Source organism: Hymenobacter ruber (assembly GCF_054783255.1).
This window is the reverse complement of sequence record NZ_BAAGQX010000003.1, coordinates 770,841-790,561: the sequence shown is the minus strand read 5'-3', so window position 1 is coordinate 790,561 and position 19,721 is coordinate 770,841. Positions and strand designations below refer to the sequence as shown.

At 61.7% G+C, this 19,721-nt stretch carries 20 protein-coding genes; 13 read left to right on the top strand and 7 right to left on the bottom strand.

Annotation, left to right across the window (positions count from 1 at the left end; translation table 11 throughout):
• The first annotated feature begins 60 nt into the window (after positions 1-60).
• A complete protein-coding gene (locus tag ACYVM5_RS10270; RefSeq protein ID WP_460618035.1) occupies positions 61-681 on the top strand; it encodes a response regulator transcription factor in 621 nt (206 codons plus the stop codon).
• A 144-nt stretch (positions 682-825) separates the two neighbouring features.
• The gene (locus tag ACYVM5_RS10265; protein ID WP_198069629.1) at positions 826-1,215 is read left to right on the top strand and encodes a hypothetical protein; all 390 of its coding nucleotides are present in this window, start codon (positions 826-828) and stop codon (positions 1,213-1,215) included.
• 11 nt (positions 1,216-1,226) lie between these two features.
• Here the strand turns inward: ACYVM5_RS10265 and ACYVM5_RS10260 are convergent, their stop codons facing one another.
• Complete coding sequence (locus ACYVM5_RS10260; RefSeq protein ID WP_460618034.1) at positions 1,227-1,835, bottom strand: toxin-antitoxin system YwqK family antitoxin; 609 nt, start codon at positions 1,833-1,835, stop codon at positions 1,227-1,229.
• A 147-nt stretch (positions 1,836-1,982) separates the two neighbouring features.
• Between ACYVM5_RS10260 and ACYVM5_RS10255 the strand changes: the two genes are divergently transcribed.
• On the top strand, positions 1,983-2,765 hold the full coding sequence (locus tag ACYVM5_RS10255) for an AIM24 family protein (protein WP_460618033.1): 783 nt from the start codon (positions 1,983-1,985) through the stop codon (positions 2,763-2,765).
• A 6-nt stretch (positions 2,766-2,771) separates the two neighbouring features.
• On the opposite strand, the gene ACYVM5_RS10250 is transcribed toward ACYVM5_RS10255, so the two are convergent.
• From ACYVM5_RS10250 to lptB, 3 genes are all read right to left on the bottom strand, one after another.
• Positions 2,772-3,005, bottom strand: a complete 234-nt coding sequence (locus tag ACYVM5_RS10250; RefSeq protein WP_460618031.1) for a hypothetical protein — start codon at positions 3,003-3,005, stop codon at positions 2,772-2,774.
• Between the two features lie 136 nt (positions 3,006-3,141).
• Positions 3,142-4,692, bottom strand: coding sequence for a GH3 auxin-responsive promoter family protein (locus tag ACYVM5_RS10245; RefSeq protein ID WP_460618030.1), 1,551 nt, complete (start codon positions 4,690-4,692; stop codon positions 3,142-3,144).
• A gap of 157 nt (positions 4,693-4,849) precedes the next feature.
• Entirely contained in the window at positions 4,850-5,581 is a 732-nt protein-coding gene (lptB, locus tag ACYVM5_RS10240) for an LPS export ABC transporter ATP-binding protein (RefSeq protein WP_460618029.1), read from the bottom strand.
• Positions 5,582-5,732: 151 nt separating this feature from the next.
• On the opposite strand from lptB, the gene ACYVM5_RS10235 reads away from it, so the two are divergent.
• The 3 genes from ACYVM5_RS10235 to ACYVM5_RS10225 all read left to right on the top strand — a co-directional run bounded on the left by ACYVM5_RS10235 (position 5,733) and on the right by ACYVM5_RS10225 (position 9,183).
• On the top strand, positions 5,733-7,061 hold the full coding sequence (locus ACYVM5_RS10235) for an OmpP1/FadL family transporter (protein WP_460618028.1): 1,329 nt from the start codon (positions 5,733-5,735) through the stop codon (positions 7,059-7,061).
• 29 nt (positions 7,062-7,090) lie between these two features.
• A complete protein-coding gene (locus tag ACYVM5_RS10230; protein ID WP_460618027.1) occupies positions 7,091-8,515 on the top strand; it encodes an SGNH/GDSL hydrolase family protein in 1,425 nt (474 codons plus the stop codon).
• Positions 8,516-8,736: 221 nt separating this feature from the next.
• The gene (locus ACYVM5_RS10225; protein ID WP_460618026.1) at positions 8,737-9,183 is read left to right on the top strand and encodes a lipocalin-like domain-containing protein; all 447 of its coding nucleotides are present in this window, start codon (positions 8,737-8,739) and stop codon (positions 9,181-9,183) included.
• A gap of 76 nt (positions 9,184-9,259) precedes the next feature.
• Here the strand turns inward: ACYVM5_RS10225 and ACYVM5_RS10220 are convergent, their stop codons facing one another.
• Positions 9,260-10,222, bottom strand: a complete 963-nt coding sequence (locus tag ACYVM5_RS10220) for a YpdA family putative bacillithiol disulfide reductase (protein ID WP_460618024.1) — start codon at positions 10,220-10,222, stop codon at positions 9,260-9,262.
• 127 nt (positions 10,223-10,349) lie between these two features.
• Here ACYVM5_RS10220 and ACYVM5_RS10215 point away from each other — a divergent pair, with 127 nt between their 5' ends.
• Positions 10,350-11,264, top strand: a complete 915-nt coding sequence (locus tag ACYVM5_RS10215; protein WP_460618023.1) for a class I SAM-dependent methyltransferase — start codon at positions 10,350-10,352, stop codon at positions 11,262-11,264.
• A gap of 119 nt (positions 11,265-11,383) precedes the next feature.
• Here ACYVM5_RS10215 and htpG read toward each other — a convergent pair whose 3' ends face one another.
• Both htpG and ACYVM5_RS10205 read right to left on the bottom strand, forming a co-directional pair.
• The gene (gene htpG, locus ACYVM5_RS10210; protein WP_460618022.1) at positions 11,384-13,201 is read right to left on the bottom strand and encodes a heat shock protein Hsp90 family protein; all 1,818 of its coding nucleotides are present in this window, start codon (positions 13,199-13,201) and stop codon (positions 11,384-11,386) included.
• Between the two features lie 126 nt (positions 13,202-13,327).
• Positions 13,328-13,804: a hypothetical protein gene (locus tag ACYVM5_RS10205; protein WP_460618021.1), complete on the bottom strand. Its 477-nt coding sequence runs from the start codon at positions 13,802-13,804 to the stop codon at positions 13,328-13,330.
• Positions 13,805-13,975: 171 nt separating this feature from the next.
• Between ACYVM5_RS10205 and ACYVM5_RS10200 the strand changes: the two genes are divergently transcribed.
• From ACYVM5_RS10200 to ACYVM5_RS10175, 6 genes are all read left to right on the top strand, one after another.
• The gene (locus ACYVM5_RS10200) at positions 13,976-14,326 is read left to right on the top strand and encodes a hypothetical protein (protein ID WP_460618020.1); all 351 of its coding nucleotides are present in this window, start codon (positions 13,976-13,978) and stop codon (positions 14,324-14,326) included.
• Positions 14,327-14,455: 129 nt separating this feature from the next.
• The gene (locus tag ACYVM5_RS10195; protein WP_460618019.1) at positions 14,456-16,882 is read left to right on the top strand and encodes a TonB-dependent receptor; all 2,427 of its coding nucleotides are present in this window, start codon (positions 14,456-14,458) and stop codon (positions 16,880-16,882) included.
• Between the two features lie 128 nt (positions 16,883-17,010).
• On the top strand, positions 17,011-17,607 hold the full coding sequence (locus tag ACYVM5_RS10190) for an RNA polymerase sigma factor (RefSeq protein WP_460618018.1): 597 nt from the start codon (positions 17,011-17,013) through the stop codon (positions 17,605-17,607).
• A gap of 3 nt (positions 17,608-17,610) precedes the next feature.
• Positions 17,611-17,865: a hypothetical protein gene (locus ACYVM5_RS10185; protein ID WP_460618017.1), complete on the top strand. Its 255-nt coding sequence runs from the start codon at positions 17,611-17,613 to the stop codon at positions 17,863-17,865.
• A gap of 85 nt (positions 17,866-17,950) precedes the next feature.
• Positions 17,951-18,646 (top strand): ClpP family protease, encoded by a 696-nt coding sequence (locus ACYVM5_RS10180; RefSeq protein WP_460618016.1) that lies wholly within the window; start codon positions 17,951-17,953, stop codon positions 18,644-18,646.
• Between the two features lie 65 nt (positions 18,647-18,711).
• Positions 18,712-19,695 carry a cation diffusion facilitator family transporter gene (locus ACYVM5_RS10175; protein ID WP_460618015.1) on the top strand — a complete coding sequence of 328 codons (984 nt, stop codon included), beginning with the start codon at positions 18,712-18,714 and terminating at the stop codon, positions 19,693-19,695.
• Positions 19,696-19,721 lie beyond the last annotated feature (26 nt).

Here is a 19,721-nt window from a genome sequence, read left to right as displayed (position 1 = left end):
TACCGGGCATCGCATCAACATGCGATAGCGCCGCTTGCAAATCTGCCGGACCTTTGCTCTATGAAAATTCGCCTGGCCATTGTGGAAGACCAGCCTGCTATCCGCGAAGCGCTGCATACGTACCTGTGTGCGCAGCCGGAGTTTGAGTGCGTGGCCGTGGCGGGCTCAGTCGAAGAGTTGCTGAGCCTGCTGGCCAACGGCACCGCCGCGCCGCGCCTGGTGCTGTCCGATATCGGCCTGCCCGGCGCTACGGGCATTGAGGGGGTGGGGCTGATTCGAGAGCTGGCCCCGCAGGCTGAGGTGGTGCTCATCACCGTGTATCAGGACGCCGAGCGCACTTTTCAGGCCCTGTGCGCCGGGGCGGTGGGCTATCTGGTGAAGAGTACGCCACTGCCGGCCATCAAGCAGGCCCTGCTGGATGTGCTGGCGGGCGGCTCGCCCATGTCGCCGGCCATTGCGCGGCACGTAATGCGCTACTTCCGGCCCGCTGCGCCCGGCACTGCCCTCACCCCACGCGAGCAGCAGATTGTGGAAGCGCTGGAGCAGGGCCTGAGCTACAAGTTGGTAGCCGACCGCCTCTGCATCAGCCTGAACACGGTGCGCGCCCACATCCGCACGGTGTATGATAAGCTGCAAATCAATTCCAAATCCGAGTTGCTGGCTCGCAACCGGCGCAGCTAAAGTGCCGGGCCAAAAGTGCCGCACCATGCCCACCTTGCGGGAGCCGGCGCCACCTCTTTTTTGCCTTTGAAGCCGGCTTGCCATCACCCAAACCTGTGATTTCGCGTACAGCAGCGGAGTATTTCTCCGTCTCTGCACCTCGTCATGGCCAAGAAACCCGTCAAACCCAAAAAAGCTGCCACCGACCCCGCCAAAAAAGCCCGCGTTCACAAAGAACTGGAGGGCTTTGAGATTGGGGTGAACCCGCTGGGTGAAATCACGTCCAACTACTCCATCGAGCAGATAAACCAGTTTCTCGGCCGCCACGTGCGCGATAAGAAGCTGGTGGACCGTGCCGGCCAGTTCGGCGAAAAGCCCGGCGATGATGACGCCGAGGACGAAAATTTCCCCATCGAGGACGGCCACACCGAGCCCGAAGAATCAGACGAAGACTTCATCAAGCGCACCAGCCGCGAGGCCAAACGCAAGAAAACCGTGGGCGACCCCGACAAAGAAGCCGCCGAAACCCGCGGCGAGCTCCCCCTGGAAGAGTAAGCCCGAGCTGACTACAGCGTATTGGTTGTGCCCGTGCGCAGGCCCTTATCAAAGGATTCTACTTTGATAAGCTGGCCGTTGGCGTAGGTTTCGACGCGGGTTCGCTTGTCTTTTTCAAAGGTTTCGACCTGCGTGAGTTGACCGTTTTCGTAGGTTTCGGCGCGGGTGATGTTGCCATCGTCATAAGTCTGTACGGCCGAAATCTGCCCATCGGGCTCGTAGCTGGTCCAGGTGCCGTACCAGTAGAAGCGCGGGGCCTGGCCCTTGCCGGTGACCCACTGGGCGGGGCCGCGCCGGGCCAATTGCCCGCCGGGGTGCCAGTAGCTCACCTCGCAGCGGCCTTCCTGCTGGTAATTTTCGGTGCGGTCGAGCTTGCCCGTCGGGTCGTAGTAGTAGAAGGTTCGCACGGGCTGGCCGTGGCGGTAGCGCCCGGCGGTGTAGGGCCGGTGGCGGCCATCGTCGTAGTAAGTGCGCCAGCGCCCGGTTTCGAGGCCGTGCCGGTCGAAGCGGTTGGGCAGCCAGAAGGCCCACGCGGGCGGTGCCACTGCAAAGCGTGAGCCGGCGCAGCCGCTCAGCAAGGAGCTGAATACAAACAGCAAAAAGAATCGGAAGGACATCATCGGCGGAAAGCGAAGGTGTTAACTATAAAGTTAGTTAACAGAAGTTCTTCCAACGCATCCGTGAAAAAATATTGTGCTGGCCCCTATTCCCCGGCTGCCAATTGCCCTTCGCCTATATCTTTGGCCGCACCAATCATTCGCCCCGCCATGACTTCCCACGACGTTGACTACCGCATCCTCGGCTCCGATATTCAGGTGCTCGAAATTGAGCTCGACCCCAACGAGACGGTCATTGCCGAGGCCGGGGCCATGGTGTACATGGAAGAAGCCATTGCTTTTGAAACCAAGATGGGCGACGGCTCCGAGCCCGACCAGGGCCTGATGGGCAAGCTGTTCTCGGCGGGCACGCGCCTCATCACCGGCGAGTCGTTGTTTCTCACGCACTTCACGCACCGGGGCAGCTTTGGCAAGAGCAAGGTGGCGTTCTCGGCTCCCTACCCGGGCACCATCATTCCCATCGATTTGCGGGAGATGCCCGCCGGCCTCATCGTGCAGAAAGACGGCTTCCTGGCCGCCGCGCGGGGCACCAAAATCAGCCTGCACTTCAACCAGAAATTCGGGGCCGGCCTGTTTGGCGGCGAGGGTTTTATCCTCCAAAAGCTAACCGGCGACGGCAAAGCCTTCGTGCACGCGGGCGGCACCATCATCGAAAAGCGACTGCACAACGAGCTGCTGCGCGTGGATACCGGTTGCGTGGTGGCCTTTGAGCCGGGCATCGATTTCAGCGTGGCCCGGGCGGGCGGCCTCAAGTCGATGATATTCGGGGGCGAGGGGCTGTTGCTGGCTACGCTGCGCGGCAGTGGCCGCGTGTGGCTGCAATCGATGCCCGTCAAAAAACTTATTCGGACACTGGCACCGGGCGGCGGCAATGCGCAGAAAGAAAGCGGTGGGGTGCTAGGCGGCCTCCTCGGCGGGATGCTCGACGAATAGGGGTTATTACTGCAGCGCTTCGGTAGCGGCGGGCTCGGAAGAGCTCATGGCACCCTTGAGCACAAATGCCAGGGCCACAACCAGCACAAGGGCCACGCCCACGGCTATACGCACCAGAAATTTGACATCGCTGGATTCGTCGTGCTTGCGGCGGTCGGCCTCGCGGCGCTGTTGCCGCGACTTATATGGACGTTTATAAGCCGATTTCTGGACAGTTGACAATTCGGAGGTATAGGACATTGTGTGGGAATATGACGGTAATATTACCACTTCTAACTCAATATATACAGGTTCAATTCGACTAAAGTCCAAGTTTACTATGCCAAACGCATAGCTAACCCCTTAAACGGGTACAGAAATCTTCCAGAATTGACTGTTACGCCGGCCCTGCCACCAGGTGGGCGGCGCGGAGCACGGCCTCCAACACCTCGCGCGAGTTGAGGAGGCGCGGCACTTTATGCTGGCCGCCCAGCTTGCCCTGGTGGGCCAGCCACGCCTCAAACGTTCCGCTGGGCACGGCCCGCACTTTGGGCGGGGCCAGCGCCAGGCTGCGGTGGCGCTTGGCGGCATAATCAGAGTTGAGAGCGCAGAGCGTGGCATCGAGCACGGCCTCGAACCGGGCTACATCGGGCGCGGCCGGGGCAGTGGTAAACTCAACTGCCCACTCGTGCCCGCCCCGCGAGGTGGCGCTGTCGGCCACGAACCAGACCGGGGCCGCTGTGAAATCATGCACCAACAGGCCGGTGGCCTGGCTGGCAGCGGCCACGGCCGCCTCGGCCGTCTCAATCACCACTTCTTCGCCGAAAGCATTGAGAAAGTGCTTGGTCCGGCCGGTAATGCGCACCCGGTACGGGGCCAGCGAGGTGAAGCGCACGGTGTCGCCCACGAGGTAGCGCCACAGGCCCGCGTTGGTGCTGATGACTAAGGCATAAGAACGGTGCAGCTCCACTTCGGCCAGAGACACGGGGCGCGGGTCGGGGGCTGCCCACTGGTCGGCGGGCAGGAATTCGTAGTAAATGCCGTGGTCGAGCAGCAGCAGCAAGTCTTCGCTCCCGGGCTCATCCTGCAAGGCAAAGTATCCTTCCGAAGCGTTGTAGATTTCGAGGTAGCGCATCTGCGCATCCGGAATGAGCTGCCGAAACAGCTCGCGGTACGGCCCAAATGCCACCGCGCCGTGCAGAAATAGCCGTAGCTGCGGCCACACCTGGGTGATGTTGTCGGCTCCGGCCAGGGCTACTACGCGGCGCAGCAGCACCACCATCCAGGTGGGCACGCCGGCCAGCACCCGCACGTCCTGCCGCAGCACGTGGCGGGCAATGCGCTCAATCTTCTCCTCCCACTCCTCCAGCAGGGCCAATTTGAGGGGCGGGGTGCGCAATATTTCGGCCCAGGCCGGCAGCTGCGCCATGATGACGGCCGACACGTCGCCCACCCGTGAAGCCGGCTCGTGGGGCCGGAACGGATTGGGGGCGTGCGCGCCGCCCAGCGAGAGAGTTTTGCCGGCCAGCAGCCGCTCGCGCGGGTACAAGTGCGTGCTCAGGGCCAGCATGTCGCGGCCGGCGCGGTAGTGGCAGTCGTGCAGGGCCTCGGCCGTGACGGGGATAAACTTACTGCGGGCGTTGGTGGTGCCGCTGCTCTTGGCAAACCACTGCGGACGGCCGGGCCACAGCACGTCGGGCTGGCCGCGCAGCACTTTTTCCAGCTCTGGGTATAGCTGCTCGTAGGTGCTCACGGGCACGCGCCGGGCAAAGTCGGCGGGCGTCATGTGCTCGCCGAAGCCGTAGCGCCGGCCCCACTCCGTGCTCTGCGCCCGGCGCAGCAGCCCCCGCAACAGCCGCACTTGCACCTCCAGCGGCTGCTGCCGGATGCGAGCCAGCCGCGGCAGGCTGCTCAGTTGAACGGCGTGAGCGAGTAGCTGGTCGAGCATTTATTTGAACTAACGAAGAGGGGGCATGTCATGCAAAGCGCCGCGAAGCATCTTCACCGCGCAACCTAATCCTTTTCGTTGAACGATTGGAATTACTGCGGTGGTAAAGATGCTTCGCGGCGCTCTGCATGACGGCCAATTATCATTCCGGCCGCTCCTACACGTTGCGCTTCAGCTCGAAGTTCTTGCCCAGGTACACGCGGCGCACGGTTTCGTCGCTGGCCAGCTCTTCGGCGGTGCCGGCTTTGAGGAGCTTGCCCTCGAAGAGCAGGTAGGCGCGGTCTACGATGCTGAGGGTGGAGTTCACGTCGTGGTCGGTGATGAGCACGCCGATACCACGGTGCTTGAGCTTGGCCACGATGCCCTGAATTTCTTCGGTGGCGATGGGGTCAACGCCCGCAAAGGGTTCGTCGAGGAGCACAAATTTGGGGTCCACGGCCAGGGCACGGGCGATTTCGGTGCGGCGGCGCTCGCCGCCGCTCAATACTTTCCCCAGATTTTTGCGCACGTGGGTCAGGCTGAACTCTTCGAGCATTTCCTCCACCTTGGCGTGGCGGGCGTCTTTTTTCATGCTGGTCATCTCGAGCACGGCCATGATGTTTTCCTCCACGCTCAGGTCGCGGAACACGCTGGCTTCCTGGGCCAGGTAGCCCACCCCGAGGCGCGCCCGCTGGTAGATGGGCATGGTGGTTATCTCTGTGTTATCCAGAAAGATGCGGCCAGCGTTGGGCTTCACCATGCCCACCATCATGTAGAAGCAAGTGGTTTTGCCGGCCCCGTTGGGCCCGAGCAGGCCTACGATTTCGCCCTGCTCAACGGTCACCGACATGTCGTTGACGACGGTGCGGGCTTTGTATTTTTTAACGAGGTGGTCGGCGCGAAGAATCATGCAGGCAAAGGTACGGGCTGGGCGGAAGGCGGGCGAATGCCGCGCCAAACGATTGGAAGGGGTGAAATATTCGGCTTGCCTAACAAATGGCGTGAAATTTTCCGTTACTTTTAAGCCCACAACCTAACCCACCTAATTTTTCTTTTTTTTTATGACGGTAAAAACACTACTCCTTGCGGGGGGCACGCTGCTGGTCAGCGCGTCGGCCGCGTCTGCCAGTGGCTTTCAGGTGAACCTGGGCGGCCAGAAAAACATCGGCATGGGCGGTGTCGGCGTGGCGTTGACGCTTGACCAAGCCGCCATGTTTTACAACCCCGGTGCGCTGGCCATGGTGCGCGAAAACGGTGTGCAGGTTGGCTTCAACGCGGCCATGGCCCGGAGTGCTTACCGTCCGGAAAGCGGCGGCGGCCAGAGCCAGCTCAACAACAAGCTGGTGACGCCCTTCAACTTCTACGCCGGCTTCGGCCCGAAGGAAGGCAAGTGGAAAATCGGCATCGGCGCCTACACGCCCTTCGGCAGCGAACTGCACTACGCCAGCAACTGGGAAGGCCGCTACGCCCTCACCGACATCAACCTGCGCTCCATCTTCGCCCAGGTTACGGGTTCCTACGCCATCACGCCCCAGCTGAGTGTCGGCGCGGGCCTGGTGATGCTGGCCTTCGGCGACGTGGACCTGCAAAAAGATGTTCCGCTGACGGCCCAGAACGGTGCCCCTACGCCTCACGTCACCCTCACGGGCAAGGCCAAGCGGCAGTTTGGCTACAACGTGGGCTTATTCTTTAAGCCTAGCGACAAGCTGAACGTGGGTGTCAGCTACCGCTCGCAGGTAGATGCCAAGATTGAAAGCGGTGACGTGCGCCTGCGCGATGTCATCTATTCGACCGGCGGCAACTTTACGGCCACCAACTTCGCCGCAACCCTGCCCCTGCCTGCGACCGCCAGCATTGGCGTAGCCGTGATGCCGACCGAAAAACTGACGGTTGCGCTGGACGCCAACCTGGTGTTCTGGAACGTGTACCGTACGCTCGACTTCACCTTCAGCGGCAACAATGGCTACGGCGACCGCCCGGCCGTTGGTACCACGCCCGCCGTGGTGGGCACGCCCGGCTTGGTGGGTGGTTCCACCACTTCTTCGGCCAAGCGCTACTATCAGGATGCGCTGTGCTTCCGCCTCGGTGGCCAGTATAAGGTATCGGATGCCCTGACGGTGCGCGCCGGTGGCTTCTTCGACCAAGCAGCCGTGAAAGATGGCTACGTGAGCCCCGAAACCCCGGATGCGGACCGCATTGGCTTGTCGGCCGGTATTTCCTACGAGTTTGCCAAGCGCTTTGGTGTTGATGCTTCGTTCCTGTTTGAGGATTTCATGAAGCGCAGCCAGAGCCAGAGCGACCTGGTGAACAACGGTACCACCGACCGCGTGGCCGGTACCTACAAAACGACCATTGCCATTCCCGGCGTGGGGCTGTACGTTAAATTTTAATTCCCACCCCCGCATTCCGACGCACAACCATGAAACGCACTTTTAACTACTCGCTGTCTGCTCTGGCCCTGTTAGGGCTGACGCTGGGCAGCTGCCAGCCCACGCTGGAGGACACCCGCCCCGCCGCCGATGCCGGCTCGCTGAACTTCAGCAGTTATGTGGCAGTGGGCAACTCCCTCACCTCGGGCTACTCCGACGGTGGCCTGTACAACGAGGCCCAGGCCACGTCGTACCCCGCCATTCTGGCCCAGCAGTTTGCCAAAACGGCCAAGGGCCCTGCTGCCTTCGTGCAGCCGGCATTTTCGGCAGCCAAGAAAGATGGCTCCGGCTACGTGAAGCTTCAGCTTGTGAACGGCGCGGCCACGCCGGTGCAGCCTTCGGCAGCCAACAGCTTCCTGAATGAACAGGTGGCGTACACCGGTGGCCGCCTGCCGCTGCCACCAGTAGGCTCGGGAGCTCAAGAGCTGGAAGCTTATACCGGCACCCAGCCCGACAACCTTGGCGTACCCGGTATTTCGGTGTTGAGTGCTGATAAAACGGCTGCTTCGACCGGCAGTGCCGCACTTGACGCCGCTACCCGCGGCATTGCTGCGACCTATGGCAATTTCAATAACTTCTACCAGCGCCTCCTCACCACGGCCGAACGCTCGAGCAAGGATTATGTGACGTATATCGGGCAGAAAACCCCCACGTTCTTCACTTGCTGGATGGGGAACAACGACGTGCTGACCTACGCGACCAATGGTGGTGTGGCCGACCTTACGACCAATCCGTTGAGCGGCATGACGGATACCACCAGCTTCGGCCGGGGCTACCGCAACATCCTGTCGACCATCTCGAAAAACGGGACGGTAGCCGGCGTTGCGGCCAACATCCCGAACGTGACGACGATTCCGTACTTCACTACCGTAACCGTGGCAGCCGTCGCTGCTTCGTTTAAGGCAGCTAATGCGGCTTCACCGGGCGTCTTCATCACCACGGGTACTGCTGCCGCGCCAGTGGTGCGCCTGGCTACCTCGGCCGACCTGCTGACGCTGACTGCCCAAGCCTATATTGCCGCCGTGGTAGCGGCCGGCGGTACGGCCCCCGGCAGCCTGCCCACCAGCCCGCTGCCCAACAACTACGTGCTCGACGCGACCGAAGCGGCAGCCGTGGTAACCCGCACCAACCAGCTGAACGCCATCATCGCCAAAACGGCCCGCCAGAACAAGGTGGCCCTGGCCGACATGAATGCCTTCTTCACCGGCATTGCCCAGCAGGGCATCGTGACCAATGCAGTGAACAACACGGCCACGTTTGCCTCCGGCAACCTGTTCAGCCTGGACGGCGTGCACCCCACGCCGCGCGGCTACGCCGTGGTGGCCAACGAGTTCATCCGCGTTATCAACTCGTACTACGGCTCGAAAGTACCGAGCGTAGCCCCGAACGACTACCGCGGCGTGCTGTTCCCGTAAGCAGTACTGCTTCACAAAGCCTTCATAAAGCAAAAAGCGCCTTCTCGCTAGCGAGAAGGCGCTTTTTGCTTTATGGCACCGGTCCGAAATGGGGATAAAAGCGCGAAAATCAACAAATTATTTATTCCGAAATACGATAAGTCTAACCCCAGCCGTTTAGCTTTGCCTGCTAAATAAGTACGGTGCTTTTTTTAATTTCTCTCCTTTTCACAAACTTGTTCATGAAAAACCTTTCCATTTACCTCCTCACTGCCGTTATGGGTCTATCCGCCCTGAGCAGCTGCAAAAAAGACAGCGAAAGTGCCCCCTCAAAAACCAGCCTGCTAACCGCTAAAAACTGGAAAATTACCGACGTCAAGATTGATGGCATCAGCGTGTACAACACGCCGCTTATTGATGCTTGCGAAAAGGACGATTTGGTAAAGTTCAACACTGACAAAACGTCGACCTACGACCAGGGAACGCAGAGATGTGTGTCGAGCGACCCGCAAACGGCCAAAGGCAGCTGGGATTTCACCACGAACGAAACCAAGCTGAAACTGACCGACCCTGACGGCGATGTCACCGAGGCCAACATCACCACGCTGACCAGCACCAGCCTCGTGCTATCGGAGCCCGATTTCCTGGGTTCCGGCAAAACGGCCGAGTTGACGATGGCGGCTCAGTAGGCCCAGCGTTGGCTTACAGCCAAAAAAAGAGAGGCCGCTTCGATGAAGCGGCCTCTCTTTTTTTGGCTGGCCCGACCTAAATGTGGCTGGCCAGGTACGCTGCGATAAGCTGGGCGTGGTGCCGGCCGTTTTCGATGAACCAGCGGCTGGTGGCGCGGCCGCCGCACACGGTGCCGGCCACGAACAGGCCGGGCCGGGTGGTCTGGTGCGTGGCGGGGTCGAAGAGCGGGGCGCAGGCTTCGTCGGCCGGGTCGGGCTGCACGCCGAGACGGCCGAGCAGGGCCTCGTCGGGATGGTAGCCGGTGAGGGCGTACACGAAATCGGTGGGGATGGCGAGTGGGCCATTGGGCGTGAGGACTTCGATGGCCTCGGGCGTGATGGCGGTGACGGTGGTGTTGAAATGCGCCGTGATGCGGCCCTCGGCAATGCGGTTGACGAGGTCGGGGCGAATCCAGTATTTCACGGAGTTGCTGATTTCGGGGCCGCGCACGATGAGCGTGACTTTGGCGCCGGCGCGGGTCATTTGCAGGGCAGCTTTGGCCGAAGAGTTTTTGGCCCCGATAACCACGACGTGCTGCATCACGTGCTGGTAGGGCTCTTTGTAGTAATGGCTGACGTGGGGCAAATCCTCGCCGGGCACGTTGAGCGGGTTGGGCAAGTCGTAGAAGCCGGTGGCTACGATGACGTTGCGGGTCGGAATTTCGCCCTTGCTGGTGGTGACGGTGAAGTTGCCCTGCTCACCATCGAGTTTCAGTACCTTCTCGTGCAGGCGAATGTCGAGCTTTTCAGCCTTGGCCACGCGTTGGTAGTAGTCGAGGGCGTCTTCGCGCAGGGGCTTGTAGTGCGCCGTGGGAAAGGGGTAGCCGCCGATTTCGAGCAGCTCGGGCGTGGAGAAAAACTCCATGTTGGTGGGGTAGCCCACCAGCGAATTAACAAGCGCACCCTTTTCGATGATGGCGACCTTGAGGCCTTTGCGCTGGGTTTCGAGGGCGCAGGCCAGGCCCACGGGGCCGGCTCCGATGATGAGAACGTCGAGCATATATGTAGGGGCGGGGCTTGCCCCCGCCCTTTGTTGAACGATAAGCGTTGATTAACGATGCAATTGGTGCAAACGCCCGGGCGGGGTCAAGCCCTAACGGGTACGACCCCGCCCCTACCTTTGTGCCATGCGTACCTGCGACTTGTGCGGCAGCACCGATTTTAAAAAGCTGCCCTTTTACTACGAATTTGAAGGCCAGCGGCTGCAAGGCACCCAGTGCCGCAGCTGCGCCCTGATGTTTCTCGACCCCCAGCCCACGCCTGCGCAGCTGGAACGTCTCTACGGGAAAGACTATTTCACCGAGCGCCCCAACTACGACCGGACGCAGCAGGAGGTCGTGTTCATCGAAGAAGGCCAGAAGCAGGCTGCTTTAAACCAGGTTCGGCCCGACAAGTTCACCAACTACATTCTGGCGAAGTATCCCGGCCGCCGGTTCCGCTACCTCGACGTGGGCTGCGGCCCCGGCTACACCCTCAAAAGCCTGGAGGCGCTGGGCTGGGAAGCCCACGGCCTGGAAATATCGGAGCACGCCGCCGACTTTGCCCGCCGCGAGCTGCACCTGCCCGTGGTGACGGGCAACATCGAAACCACTGAGGACTTCCACGAAAATCAGTTCGACCTCGCCTACATGGGCGACGTGCTGGAGCACCTGCTCTCGCCCAGCGCCACGCTGGCCAAGTTCCACCGCATTCTGGAGCCGGGCGGGCTGCTGGTGCTGGCCCTGCCCGCCACGCTCAACCTGCCCACCGTGCGCCTGGGATTCGCCGCCTATGGCGCGCTGGGCAAGGAGCGCAAGATGGACATTCCGCCCTACCACTTGTTCGAATTCACCCCCGCCACCATCACCAAAATGCTGAAAAAGCAGGGCTTCGAAGTGGTTGAATTGCTGAACCCGGTGAAGCCACCGAAGAATATTCGCCTCGGTGGCAGCGTGGTGGAGAAGCTGAGTAAGCTGGCCGGCCAGTACCCCACGTACTACCTCAACAAGCTGACCGGCCGGTTCGGCGACCGCATGTTTGTGGTGGCGCGGAACGTGAAGTAGCGCGGACTTTTAGTCCGCGAACCTGATATTGAAATAGCACCTTGAAGCAAAAAACGCCTGAAGCTTTAAAGCCTCAGGCGTTTTTTCGTTCGGTCGCGGACTAAAAGTCCACGCTACTGCTAGAGCAGTTCCGTGCTACGCTTCACAAACGCGGTTAACGCCTCGCCTTTCAGCATGCCCTGAGCCAGCAGCGCGAGGTCGAAGGCCTGCTTGGCGAGGGTAGAGCCGCCATCGGCCAGCACTTTGCTCACCAGCGGGTGGTTGGCGTTCACGGTCACGTCGTACGACTCGGGGAAGGCGCCGAACATCTGCATGCCGCCTCCGCCACCGGTGCGCTGCATGTCCTTCATGCGGCGCATGAACTCGTTTTGGGTGATGACCACCGGGGCATCCTGCGGGCTGAGGGCGGCCACTTTCACGTGCATGGCCGGGTTGGCAATGGCCGTGGTGAAGGTTTCCTCCAGCTTTTTGGTGTCGTCCTCGCTCAGCACGCTTTCGGTGGCATCGTCCTTCTCGATGAGCTTGCTCAGCGTGTCGGCATCGACGCGCTTGAAGCTGGTTTTTTCCAGCTTCTGTTCCAGCTGGCCCACGAAGTGCGGGTCGAGCACCTGGTCGAAGTTCAGCACGTCGTAGCCGCGCTCCTGGGCGGCGGCCACGAAGCCGTGCTGGTGCTCGGCGTCGTTGGTGTAGAGCACCACGGTGTTGCCGTTCTTGTCCTGTTGGTTGGCCTGGATGTGTTCGGTGTATTCGTTGATGGTGAACAGCTTGCCGTCCACGTTCTTCAGCAGCACGAAGTCCTTGCCTTTCTCGTAGAACTTCTCGTCGCTCAGCATGCCGTACTTCACGAACATGCCGATGTCGCCCCACTTCTCCTCGTAGCCGGCGCGGTCCTGCTTAAAGAGGCTGCTCAGCTTGTCGGCCACCTTTTTGGTGATGTAGGTGTTGATTTTGCGCACCGCTGCATCAGCCTGCAGGAAGCTGCGGCTCACGTTGAGCGGGATATCGGGCGAGTCAATCACGCCGTGCAGCAGCATCAGGAACTCGGGTACCACGTCCTTCACCTCGTCGGTGATGAACACCTGGCGCGAGTAAAGCTGAATCTTGTTGCGCGAGAACTGCAGCTCGTCCTTCACTTTCGGGAAGTATAGAATGCCCGTGAGGTTGAACGGGTAGTCCACATTCAGGTGAATCCAGAACAGGGGCTCGTCCATGCTCATCGGATACAGCTCCTGGTAGAATTTCTTGTAGTCCTCGTCGGTCAGCTCCGAGGGCTGCTTGGTCCAGATGGGGTTGGTGTCGTTGATGAGCTCGCCTTCAAACTCAATCGGAATGGGCAGGAACTTGCAGTACTTGGTGAGGATGCCGCGCAGGCGGGCTTCCTCCAGAAACTCGTCCGAATCGTCGGCTACGTGCAGCACCACGTCGGTGCCGCGCTCGGCTTTTTCGGTGGTTTCCAGGGTGAACGAGGTGCTGCCGTCGCAGGTCCAGTGGGCGGCTTCGGTGCCTTCCTTGTAGTTCTGCGAGAAGATTTCGACCTCGCTGGCTACCATGAACGCGGAGTAGAAACCCAGGCCGAACTGCCCGATAATCTGGTCTTTGGTGGCGGCGTCCTTCTCCTTGTACTGCTCCACAAACTCGGTGGCGCCGGAGAAGGCAATCTGGTTGATGTACTTCTTGATTTCCTCGCCGGTCATGCCCAGGCCGTGGTCGGAAATCGTGATTTTGCGGGCTTCCTTGTCCACGGTCACGCGCACTTTCAGCTCGCCCAGCTCGCCTTTGTACTCGCCCAGCTGGGCCAGGCTTTTCAGCTTTTGGGTGGCATCGACGGCGTTGCTGACCAGTTCCCGCAGGAAAATCTCGTGGTCGGAATACAAGAACTTCTTGATAATCGGGAAGATGTTCTCGGTGTGGATGGAGATGGAGCCGGTTTCTTGCATGATATAAGTTGGAAACGGTTGAAGACAGACGGAATGGCCGGGCGCAGAGGCACCAGCCACGGTTGCCGTGGCTTTCAAAGGACGTTCCAAGGGATAATCGGCTGTCAGATTGACAGCGGCGACGGATTACAACCGTTCGGACTGGTGCCGGGGCGGTACGTCGAGGCTACCAGCCACAACCGGGCCGGCACCGTACACAGCATCCCATTCGGCTTGCAACTCGGGCAAGCGGGTCGAATAGTCGGTCAGCCATTGCAGCCCGGGCTCGGGCTGGGGGAAATACTGAATATCGAACTTGATGATGCTCCGAAACATGGCCAGCAACGAGTCGATGGCCAGCTGATTATGCACGCGGTGGCGGTGGTTGACGAGCACCACGCGCTCCAGCGGCAGCTTCACGATGCCGGGCATCCAGCTCACGCCCAGCCACACCTGGTCATAGACCGAGATATCGGGGAAGGTGTTCATGTTGAGCAGCAGGTGACGGACGCCCAACTCCCGGTCCAGGGTCAGGAGCTGCTCGGCGCTTTGGCGCAGGGTACGGGTGTCGGCTCCTGAGGCCCATTCGATACGCAACAGACTCAGCTGTTCGTCGTATTGCAAAGAAAAGTCAGGAATATTGCTAATTATCACAGAAAAAGGCGCTAAAAGGCCGCTCGGGCAGCAAGTTACGGCACCATTACGAGAAACACAGCGCGGCGGATTTATGAATAGTTAGGTCGCGTAAAATTTATTCACGGAGCAACTTCCGGTCATTACCTCCATCTTTGTATTGTGCAAGCCATCCGCTCCCATTTAGCCCTGCTGCTGTTGCTCTGCCTCGTGCGGACGCTGCTGCCCGAGGCGTGGATTCTGGCCCTGCACCCCCACGCCCACACCACTGAGGAGCCGGCCCAAGCCCCGGCGTTTCGCCAGAAGGGCAAGGCGCTCGTCAGCGCCAAGCACCAGCACTGCGATGTAGAGCAGTTCTATAACGTGGCGTTTCAGGCGGCGGTACCGGTGGCTGCGCCCCAGCCCCGCGTGGCGATGCGCTACGTGGCTGCGCTTGCTTTGCCGCCCGTGCGGCCGGCGGCCGGCGAGGTGCTCTTTGCGCGGTCGTTGCGCGGCCCGCCCGCCCGCGCCTAACCTCCGGCGCATTCCTTTTTTTCTCTGGTAATACCCTGCCTCGCCCGCAGCCGTGCTTTTGTGCGGTTGGCGGGCTGGGCTGCTTTGGCTTTATTTATGTCATTCCTAATTCCCCGCTTTTCTTTATTGATGGTCCTGGCCGTGGTGCCAACGGCTCTTTTTGCTCAGAACGCCGCGCCGGTGGCGGCGCGAGCACGCACGACTGCCCCCCCCCTCACCGGCCGCATTACCGATGCTGCCACCGGCGAGGGCCTGCCCGGGGCCAACATTATTTTCGACGACCTGAAGCAGGGCACGGCCGCCGGGCCGGATGGCTCGTTCAGTTTCAGCAGCCTGCCGCGGGGGCGCTTCACGGTGCAGGTGCGCTCGCTGGGCTACAACACCGTGACGCAGACCGTGGACACGGGCAGCGGGCAGCCGCTCGATTTCAAGCTGACGGTGGCCGCCACCGAGATTGGGCAGGTGGTGGTGACGGGCGTGAGCCAGGCCACGCAGCTGCGCCGCTCGCCCATCCCAACCTCGGTGGTGGACCACACGCGGCTGAACCAGACGGCCGGCTCGAACCTGGTGGATGCCATTGCGCACACGCCGGGCGTGAGCCAGATTACGACCGGCGCGGCCATCAGCAAGCCCGTGGTGCGCGGGCTGGGCTACAACCGCGTCATCACCCTGAACAACGGGGCCAAGCAGGAAGGCCAGCAGTGGGGCGACGAGCACGGCATTGAGATTGACGAGTTTAGCGTGGACCGGGCCGAGATTATCAAAGGGCCGGGCTCGCTGTTGTACGGGTCTGATGCCATGGCTGGGGTTATCAACTTCGTGGCGCCCGACCCCATTGCCGAAGGCCACATCACCGGTACGGCCACGGCCAACTACCAGACCAACAATAATCTGCAAGCCTACTCCTTCCAGAATGCGGGCAACCTGAACGGCTTCAACTGGCTGGCGCGGGGCACCCGCAAGGTGGCCGGCGACTACCAAAACCGCTACGACGGCCGGGTGTACAACTCGGGCTTCAATGAGTGGGATGCCAACGGCTACGTGGGCGTGAACAAAAGCTGGGGCTACTCGCACCTCACGTTCAGCACATTCAACCAGCGACTGGGGCTGACGGAAGGTGCGCGCGACCCGCAAACCGGCCGCTTCGTGAAAGACGTGCCCAGCGGTGACTCGACCCTGAGCGTGCCCGTAACCGACGGCGACCTGCGCGGCTACGGCCTGGCCGTGCCCCAGCAGCAGATTAACCACCTCCGCATTGGTACCGATAACAGCTTTATCCTTGGCTCGAATGGGGGCCGCATCGGCTTGCAGGTGAGCTACCAGCAGAACCTGCGCCGCGAGTACGGCAACGTGCTCGACCCCGCCGAAACCTCGCTTTACTTCCAGCTGCGCACCGTGGACTACTCGCTGCGCTACTTTCTGCCCGAAAAAAATGGCTGGAACCTGACCGTGGGTACCAGCGGCCTGCACCAGCAAAACCAGAACCTGGGGCAGGAATTTCTGATTCCGGCCTATCGCGTGAACGAGGGCGGCGTGTTTGGCGTGGCCAAGAAAACCCTGGGCGCGCTCGATATCAGTGGCGGGCTGCGGTATGATGTGCGCCAGATTTCGGCTGATAAGCTGCTACTCGACAGCAACGAGCGGCCAAGCACCGCCCCCGCGGCCGAAACCAAGTTTCCGGGCTTCCTGAGCACCTTCCGCAATTACAGCGGCAGCCTGGGGGCGGCATATAATCTGAATGAAAAGCTGACGGTGAAGGCCAACCTCTCGCGTGGCTTCCGGGCTCCGAACATCGCCGAGCTGGGCTCGAACGGCAAGCACGAGGGCACGATTCGCTACGAAATCGGCAACGACAACCTCGCCCCCGAAACCAGTCTGCAGGTGGACGCGGGCGTGAGCTACGTCACGGACCACGTCCGGTTCAGCGTCGATGCGTTTGAGAACAGCATCAGCAACTACATTTTCACGCGGCGGCTGCTCACGGCCAGCGGCGGCGACTCCTTGCGCGACGACACCCGGGCCTATAAGTACGACCAGGGCCAGGCCCGTCTGGTGGGCGGCGAGGTCAGCCTCGATTTCCACCCCCACCCGCTCGACTGGCTGCACTTCGAAAACTCGTTTTCGATGGTGCGGGCCGAACAGCTGAATGTGCCCGATGCCGAGAAATACCTGCCCTTCATCCCCGGCGACCGGCTGCAATCGGAGCTGCGGGCCAATTTCCGCCGCCAGGGCAAGCGCATCACCAACCCCTACGCCCGCGTGCAGCTGGAGCACACCTTCGCCCAGAATCGCTACTTCTCGGCCTTCGACACCGAGACGGCCACGCCCGGCTACTCGCTCATCAACGCCGGCATCGGCACCGATTTGGCCGATGCTAAGGGCCGCACGCTGTTTTCGCTGTTCATCACTGCCAATAACCTGTTCGACGTGGGCTACCAAAGCCACCTGAGCCGTTTGAAATACGCCGACTTCAACGTCTCGAACGGGCGCTACGGCGTGTTCAACCAAGGGCGGAACGTGAGCGTGCGGGTGGTGGTGCCGCTGGCGTTCAAGTAATGTTTATCTTTTAATAAGCGGCCCAGAAAAGCCGTTTGCCTCCCGTCTGGGGAAGCAAACGGCTTTTTTTCGGTTCAGTCGGGTGATAGTTAGGCCGGAAATGGATTAATTAGTACATGCCTGCTCCGATGACTGCTTCTCTCCCACTCCCAATGCCCGCGCCCGCCGCCACCGCCCTGCGCAACGCCCTGCTCGCCGACCGTGAGCAGGCTCTGACGCGGCTCTACCGCCGGGCCTTCCCGCTGGTGCGGCGCTACGTGGGCCGCCACGGCGGCACGCCCCAGGATGCGCAGGACGTGTTTCAGGATGCGCTGGTGGTTCTTTATGAGCAGGCCGTGGGCGATACGCTCGTGCTCACTGCCTCGGCTAGCACCTACCTGGTGGGCATCGCCCGCAATCTGTGGCACCACGAGCAGCGCCGCCGCGCCCGCCTGCCGCACGAGGCCTTGCCCGATGACGCGGAACCGCTGGCGGCCTTAGCCGCCGAAGAAGCCGACGATGCTGCCGAGCCGGCTTTTGCCGTACTGGACTACGTGGCGCGCCTGGGCGAGAAGTGCCGCAACGTGCTGCTGGCCTTCTATTATTTCCAGCAACCCCTCACGCAGATTGCCGAAACCAACGGCTACCGCTCGGTGCGCTCGGCCACGGTGCAGAAATTCAAGTGCCTGGAGCGACTGCGGAATTCGGTGCGCGCTGCCCTTCATTCCGAAGCCCTTTACCGCTAAGCCATGCGCCCCGAACTCGAACGCCTGCAGCTGATTGAACAGCAGCTCCTCAACGGCCCTGCCGCCCTCCCGGCCGAGGACTGGACCGTGTGCCTGCTGATTGACGGCGAGCTGGCCGCTGATGCGGAAGCGCAACAGCAGCTCTACCACGGCCTGCGCCTGGCCGGTCGCCAGCAGCTGCGGCAGGAGCTGCGCCAGATTCATGCACGGCTGCACACGAGCCGGTTTGCCTGGCTCCGCCGTCTCTGGCCGGGATAGATAATCCAACCTTCATCACGGGCTTTTCCTCCCTGCTTTTCAGCTGGGCCGGAATCGCCATGCTTTTTCCGCCCTTATACTCATCATGCTTAATCAAACCGAATTCCGAAAATTTGCTGTGCACGGCCAGGGCCTCAACGGCCTGCGCGTTGACCAGTACATCTCCCACATCGAGGGACAAACCCGGCCCTACATCACCAATATGACCCGCTCGGTCATCGAGGAGCGGCCCCAGAACTTCCGCGAAATCGACGTGTTTTCGCGCCTCATCATGGACCGCATCATCTTTCTGGGCCAGGCCGTGGACGATAACATTGCCAACATTATCAACGCGCAGCTGCTGTTTTTGGAATCGGCCGATGCCCGCAAGGACATTTTGCTCTACATCAACTCGCCGGGCGGCTCGGTGTATGCCGGGTTTGGCATGTACGACACCATGCAGTACGTCACGCCCGACGTGGCCACCATCTGCACGGGGCTGGCGGCCAGCATGGGCGCGTTTCTGCTGTGCGGCGGGGCCATTGGCAAACGCTCGGCCCTGCCCCACGCCCGTGTCATGATTCACCAGCCCTCGGGCGGCGTGCAGGGACCGTCGGCCGACATCGAAATCACGGCCCGCGAAGTCATCAAAATCCGTGAGGAACTCTACGGCATCTACGCCGAGCGCACCGGCAAAACCTACCAGCAAATCCACGCCGATTCGGACCGCGACTACTGGCTGCGCGCCAATGAAGCCAAAGAATACGGCCTGATTGACGAAGTGCTGACGCGTCAGCCGTAGCTTGGCGCACCCAAAACCGCCCGCCTGCGTTTTAGAGCGCAGCCCCCACGGTTTCACTGCGCCCCATGCCCCACGACCACGACCACAGCGCCCCCGGCCATTCGCACGCCGGCCACCAGCACGCCGCGCCGCCGCCCGGCGGCGCGTTCAGCGCGGCCTTCGCCATCGGCATCGGCCTCAATCTGGCCTTTGTGGTTGCCGAAACCATTGGCGGCTTCTGGGCCAATTCCAGCGCTTTGCTCTCCGACGCCGGCCACAACCTGAGCGACGTGCTCAGCCTGGCCCTGGCCTGGGGCGCGGCCTGGCTGGCGGGCCGCCCGGCCACGCAACGTTACACCTTTGGCTACCGGGGCGCCACCATTCAGGCCGCGCTGCTCAATACGGCCCTGCTCTACGCCGCGCTGGGCTTCATTTTGTGGGAAACCATCGACCACCTGCGCCACCCCCAACCGGTGAATGGCCGCTGGGTGATGCTGCTGGCCGGCGTCGGCATCCTCGTCAACGGCATCACCGCTCTGCTGTTCCGCAGCGGCCAAAAGGGCGACGTGAACGTGCGCGGCGCCTACCTGCACATGATGACCGATGCCCTGGTGAGCGTGGGCGTAGTGGCCGGCGGCGGCCTCGTGCTGCTCACCGGCTGGACCTGGCTCGACCCGGTCATCAGCTTTATCATCTTGGGTATCATTGCCTACAGCTCGTGGGGCCTGCTGCGCGACAGCCTGCGCCTGGGCCTGCAAGCCGTGCCCGACGGCATCGACCCTGAGGCCGTGCGCGCCTACTTACTGAAGCAGCCCCAGGTCGAATCCGTCCACGACCTCCACATCTGGAGCCTCAGCAGCGCCGGCCACGACGCTGCCCTCATGGCCCACCTCGTGCGCCCCGGCGGGGCCGATGCCGCCTGGCTGGGCACCCTCACCCACGGCCTCGAAACTGAATTTAACATCCGCCACAGCACCGTGCAGGTGGAGGATGGCCCCCTGCCCGGCGGCTGCCACAGCCACTGCGAGCTGGCCGCACCGGCCGAACCGGCGGCAGCACACGCCCACTAATGCCCTGGCGAACCGGCTTCCGGCTT

What these genes read in the sequence shown, in the direction of transcription:
- ACYVM5_RS10270 (WP_460618035.1), top strand. Translation starts at nt 61, where the DNA reads ATGAAAATTCGCCTGGCCATTGTGGAAGACCAGCCTGCTATCCGCGAA.
- ACYVM5_RS10265 (WP_198069629.1), top strand. Translation starts at nt 826, where the DNA reads ATGGCCAAGAAACCCGTCAAACCCAAAAAAGCTGCCACCGACCCCGCC.
- ACYVM5_RS10260 (WP_460618034.1), bottom strand. Translation starts at nt 1,835, where the DNA reads ATGATGTCCTTCCGATTCTTTTTGCTGTTTGTATTCAGCTCCTTGCTG.
- ACYVM5_RS10255 (WP_460618033.1), top strand. Translation starts at nt 1,983, where the DNA reads ATGACTTCCCACGACGTTGACTACCGCATCCTCGGCTCCGATATTCAG.
- ACYVM5_RS10250 (WP_460618031.1), bottom strand. Translation starts at nt 3,005, where the DNA reads ATGTCCTATACCTCCGAATTGTCAACTGTCCAGAAATCGGCTTATAAA.
- ACYVM5_RS10245 (WP_460618030.1), bottom strand. Translation starts at nt 4,692, where the DNA reads ATGCTCGACCAGCTACTCGCTCACGCCGTTCAACTGAGCAGCCTGCCG.
- lptB (WP_460618029.1), bottom strand. Translation starts at nt 5,581, where the DNA reads ATGATTCTTCGCGCCGACCACCTCGTTAAAAAATACAAAGCCCGCACC.
- ACYVM5_RS10235 (WP_460618028.1), top strand. Translation starts at nt 5,733, where the DNA reads ATGACGGTAAAAACACTACTCCTTGCGGGGGGCACGCTGCTGGTCAGC.
- ACYVM5_RS10230 (WP_460618027.1), top strand. Translation starts at nt 7,091, where the DNA reads ATGAAACGCACTTTTAACTACTCGCTGTCTGCTCTGGCCCTGTTAGGG.
- ACYVM5_RS10225 (WP_460618026.1), top strand. Translation starts at nt 8,737, where the DNA reads ATGAAAAACCTTTCCATTTACCTCCTCACTGCCGTTATGGGTCTATCC.
- ACYVM5_RS10220 (WP_460618024.1), bottom strand. Translation starts at nt 10,222, where the DNA reads ATGCTCGACGTTCTCATCATCGGAGCCGGCCCCGTGGGCCTGGCCTGC.
- ACYVM5_RS10215 (WP_460618023.1), top strand. Translation starts at nt 10,350, where the DNA reads ATGCGTACCTGCGACTTGTGCGGCAGCACCGATTTTAAAAAGCTGCCC.
- htpG (WP_460618022.1), bottom strand. Translation starts at nt 13,201, where the DNA reads ATGCAAGAAACCGGCTCCATCTCCATCCACACCGAGAACATCTTCCCG.
- ACYVM5_RS10195 (WP_460618019.1), top strand. Translation starts at nt 14,456, where the DNA reads ATGGTCCTGGCCGTGGTGCCAACGGCTCTTTTTGCTCAGAACGCCGCG.
- ACYVM5_RS10190 (WP_460618018.1), top strand. Translation starts at nt 17,011, where the DNA reads ATGACTGCTTCTCTCCCACTCCCAATGCCCGCGCCCGCCGCCACCGCC.
- ACYVM5_RS10185 (WP_460618017.1), top strand. Translation starts at nt 17,611, where the DNA reads ATGCGCCCCGAACTCGAACGCCTGCAGCTGATTGAACAGCAGCTCCTC.
- ACYVM5_RS10180 (WP_460618016.1), top strand. Translation starts at nt 17,951, where the DNA reads ATGCTTAATCAAACCGAATTCCGAAAATTTGCTGTGCACGGCCAGGGC.
- ACYVM5_RS10175 (WP_460618015.1), top strand. Translation starts at nt 18,712, where the DNA reads ATGCCCCACGACCACGACCACAGCGCCCCCGGCCATTCGCACGCCGGC.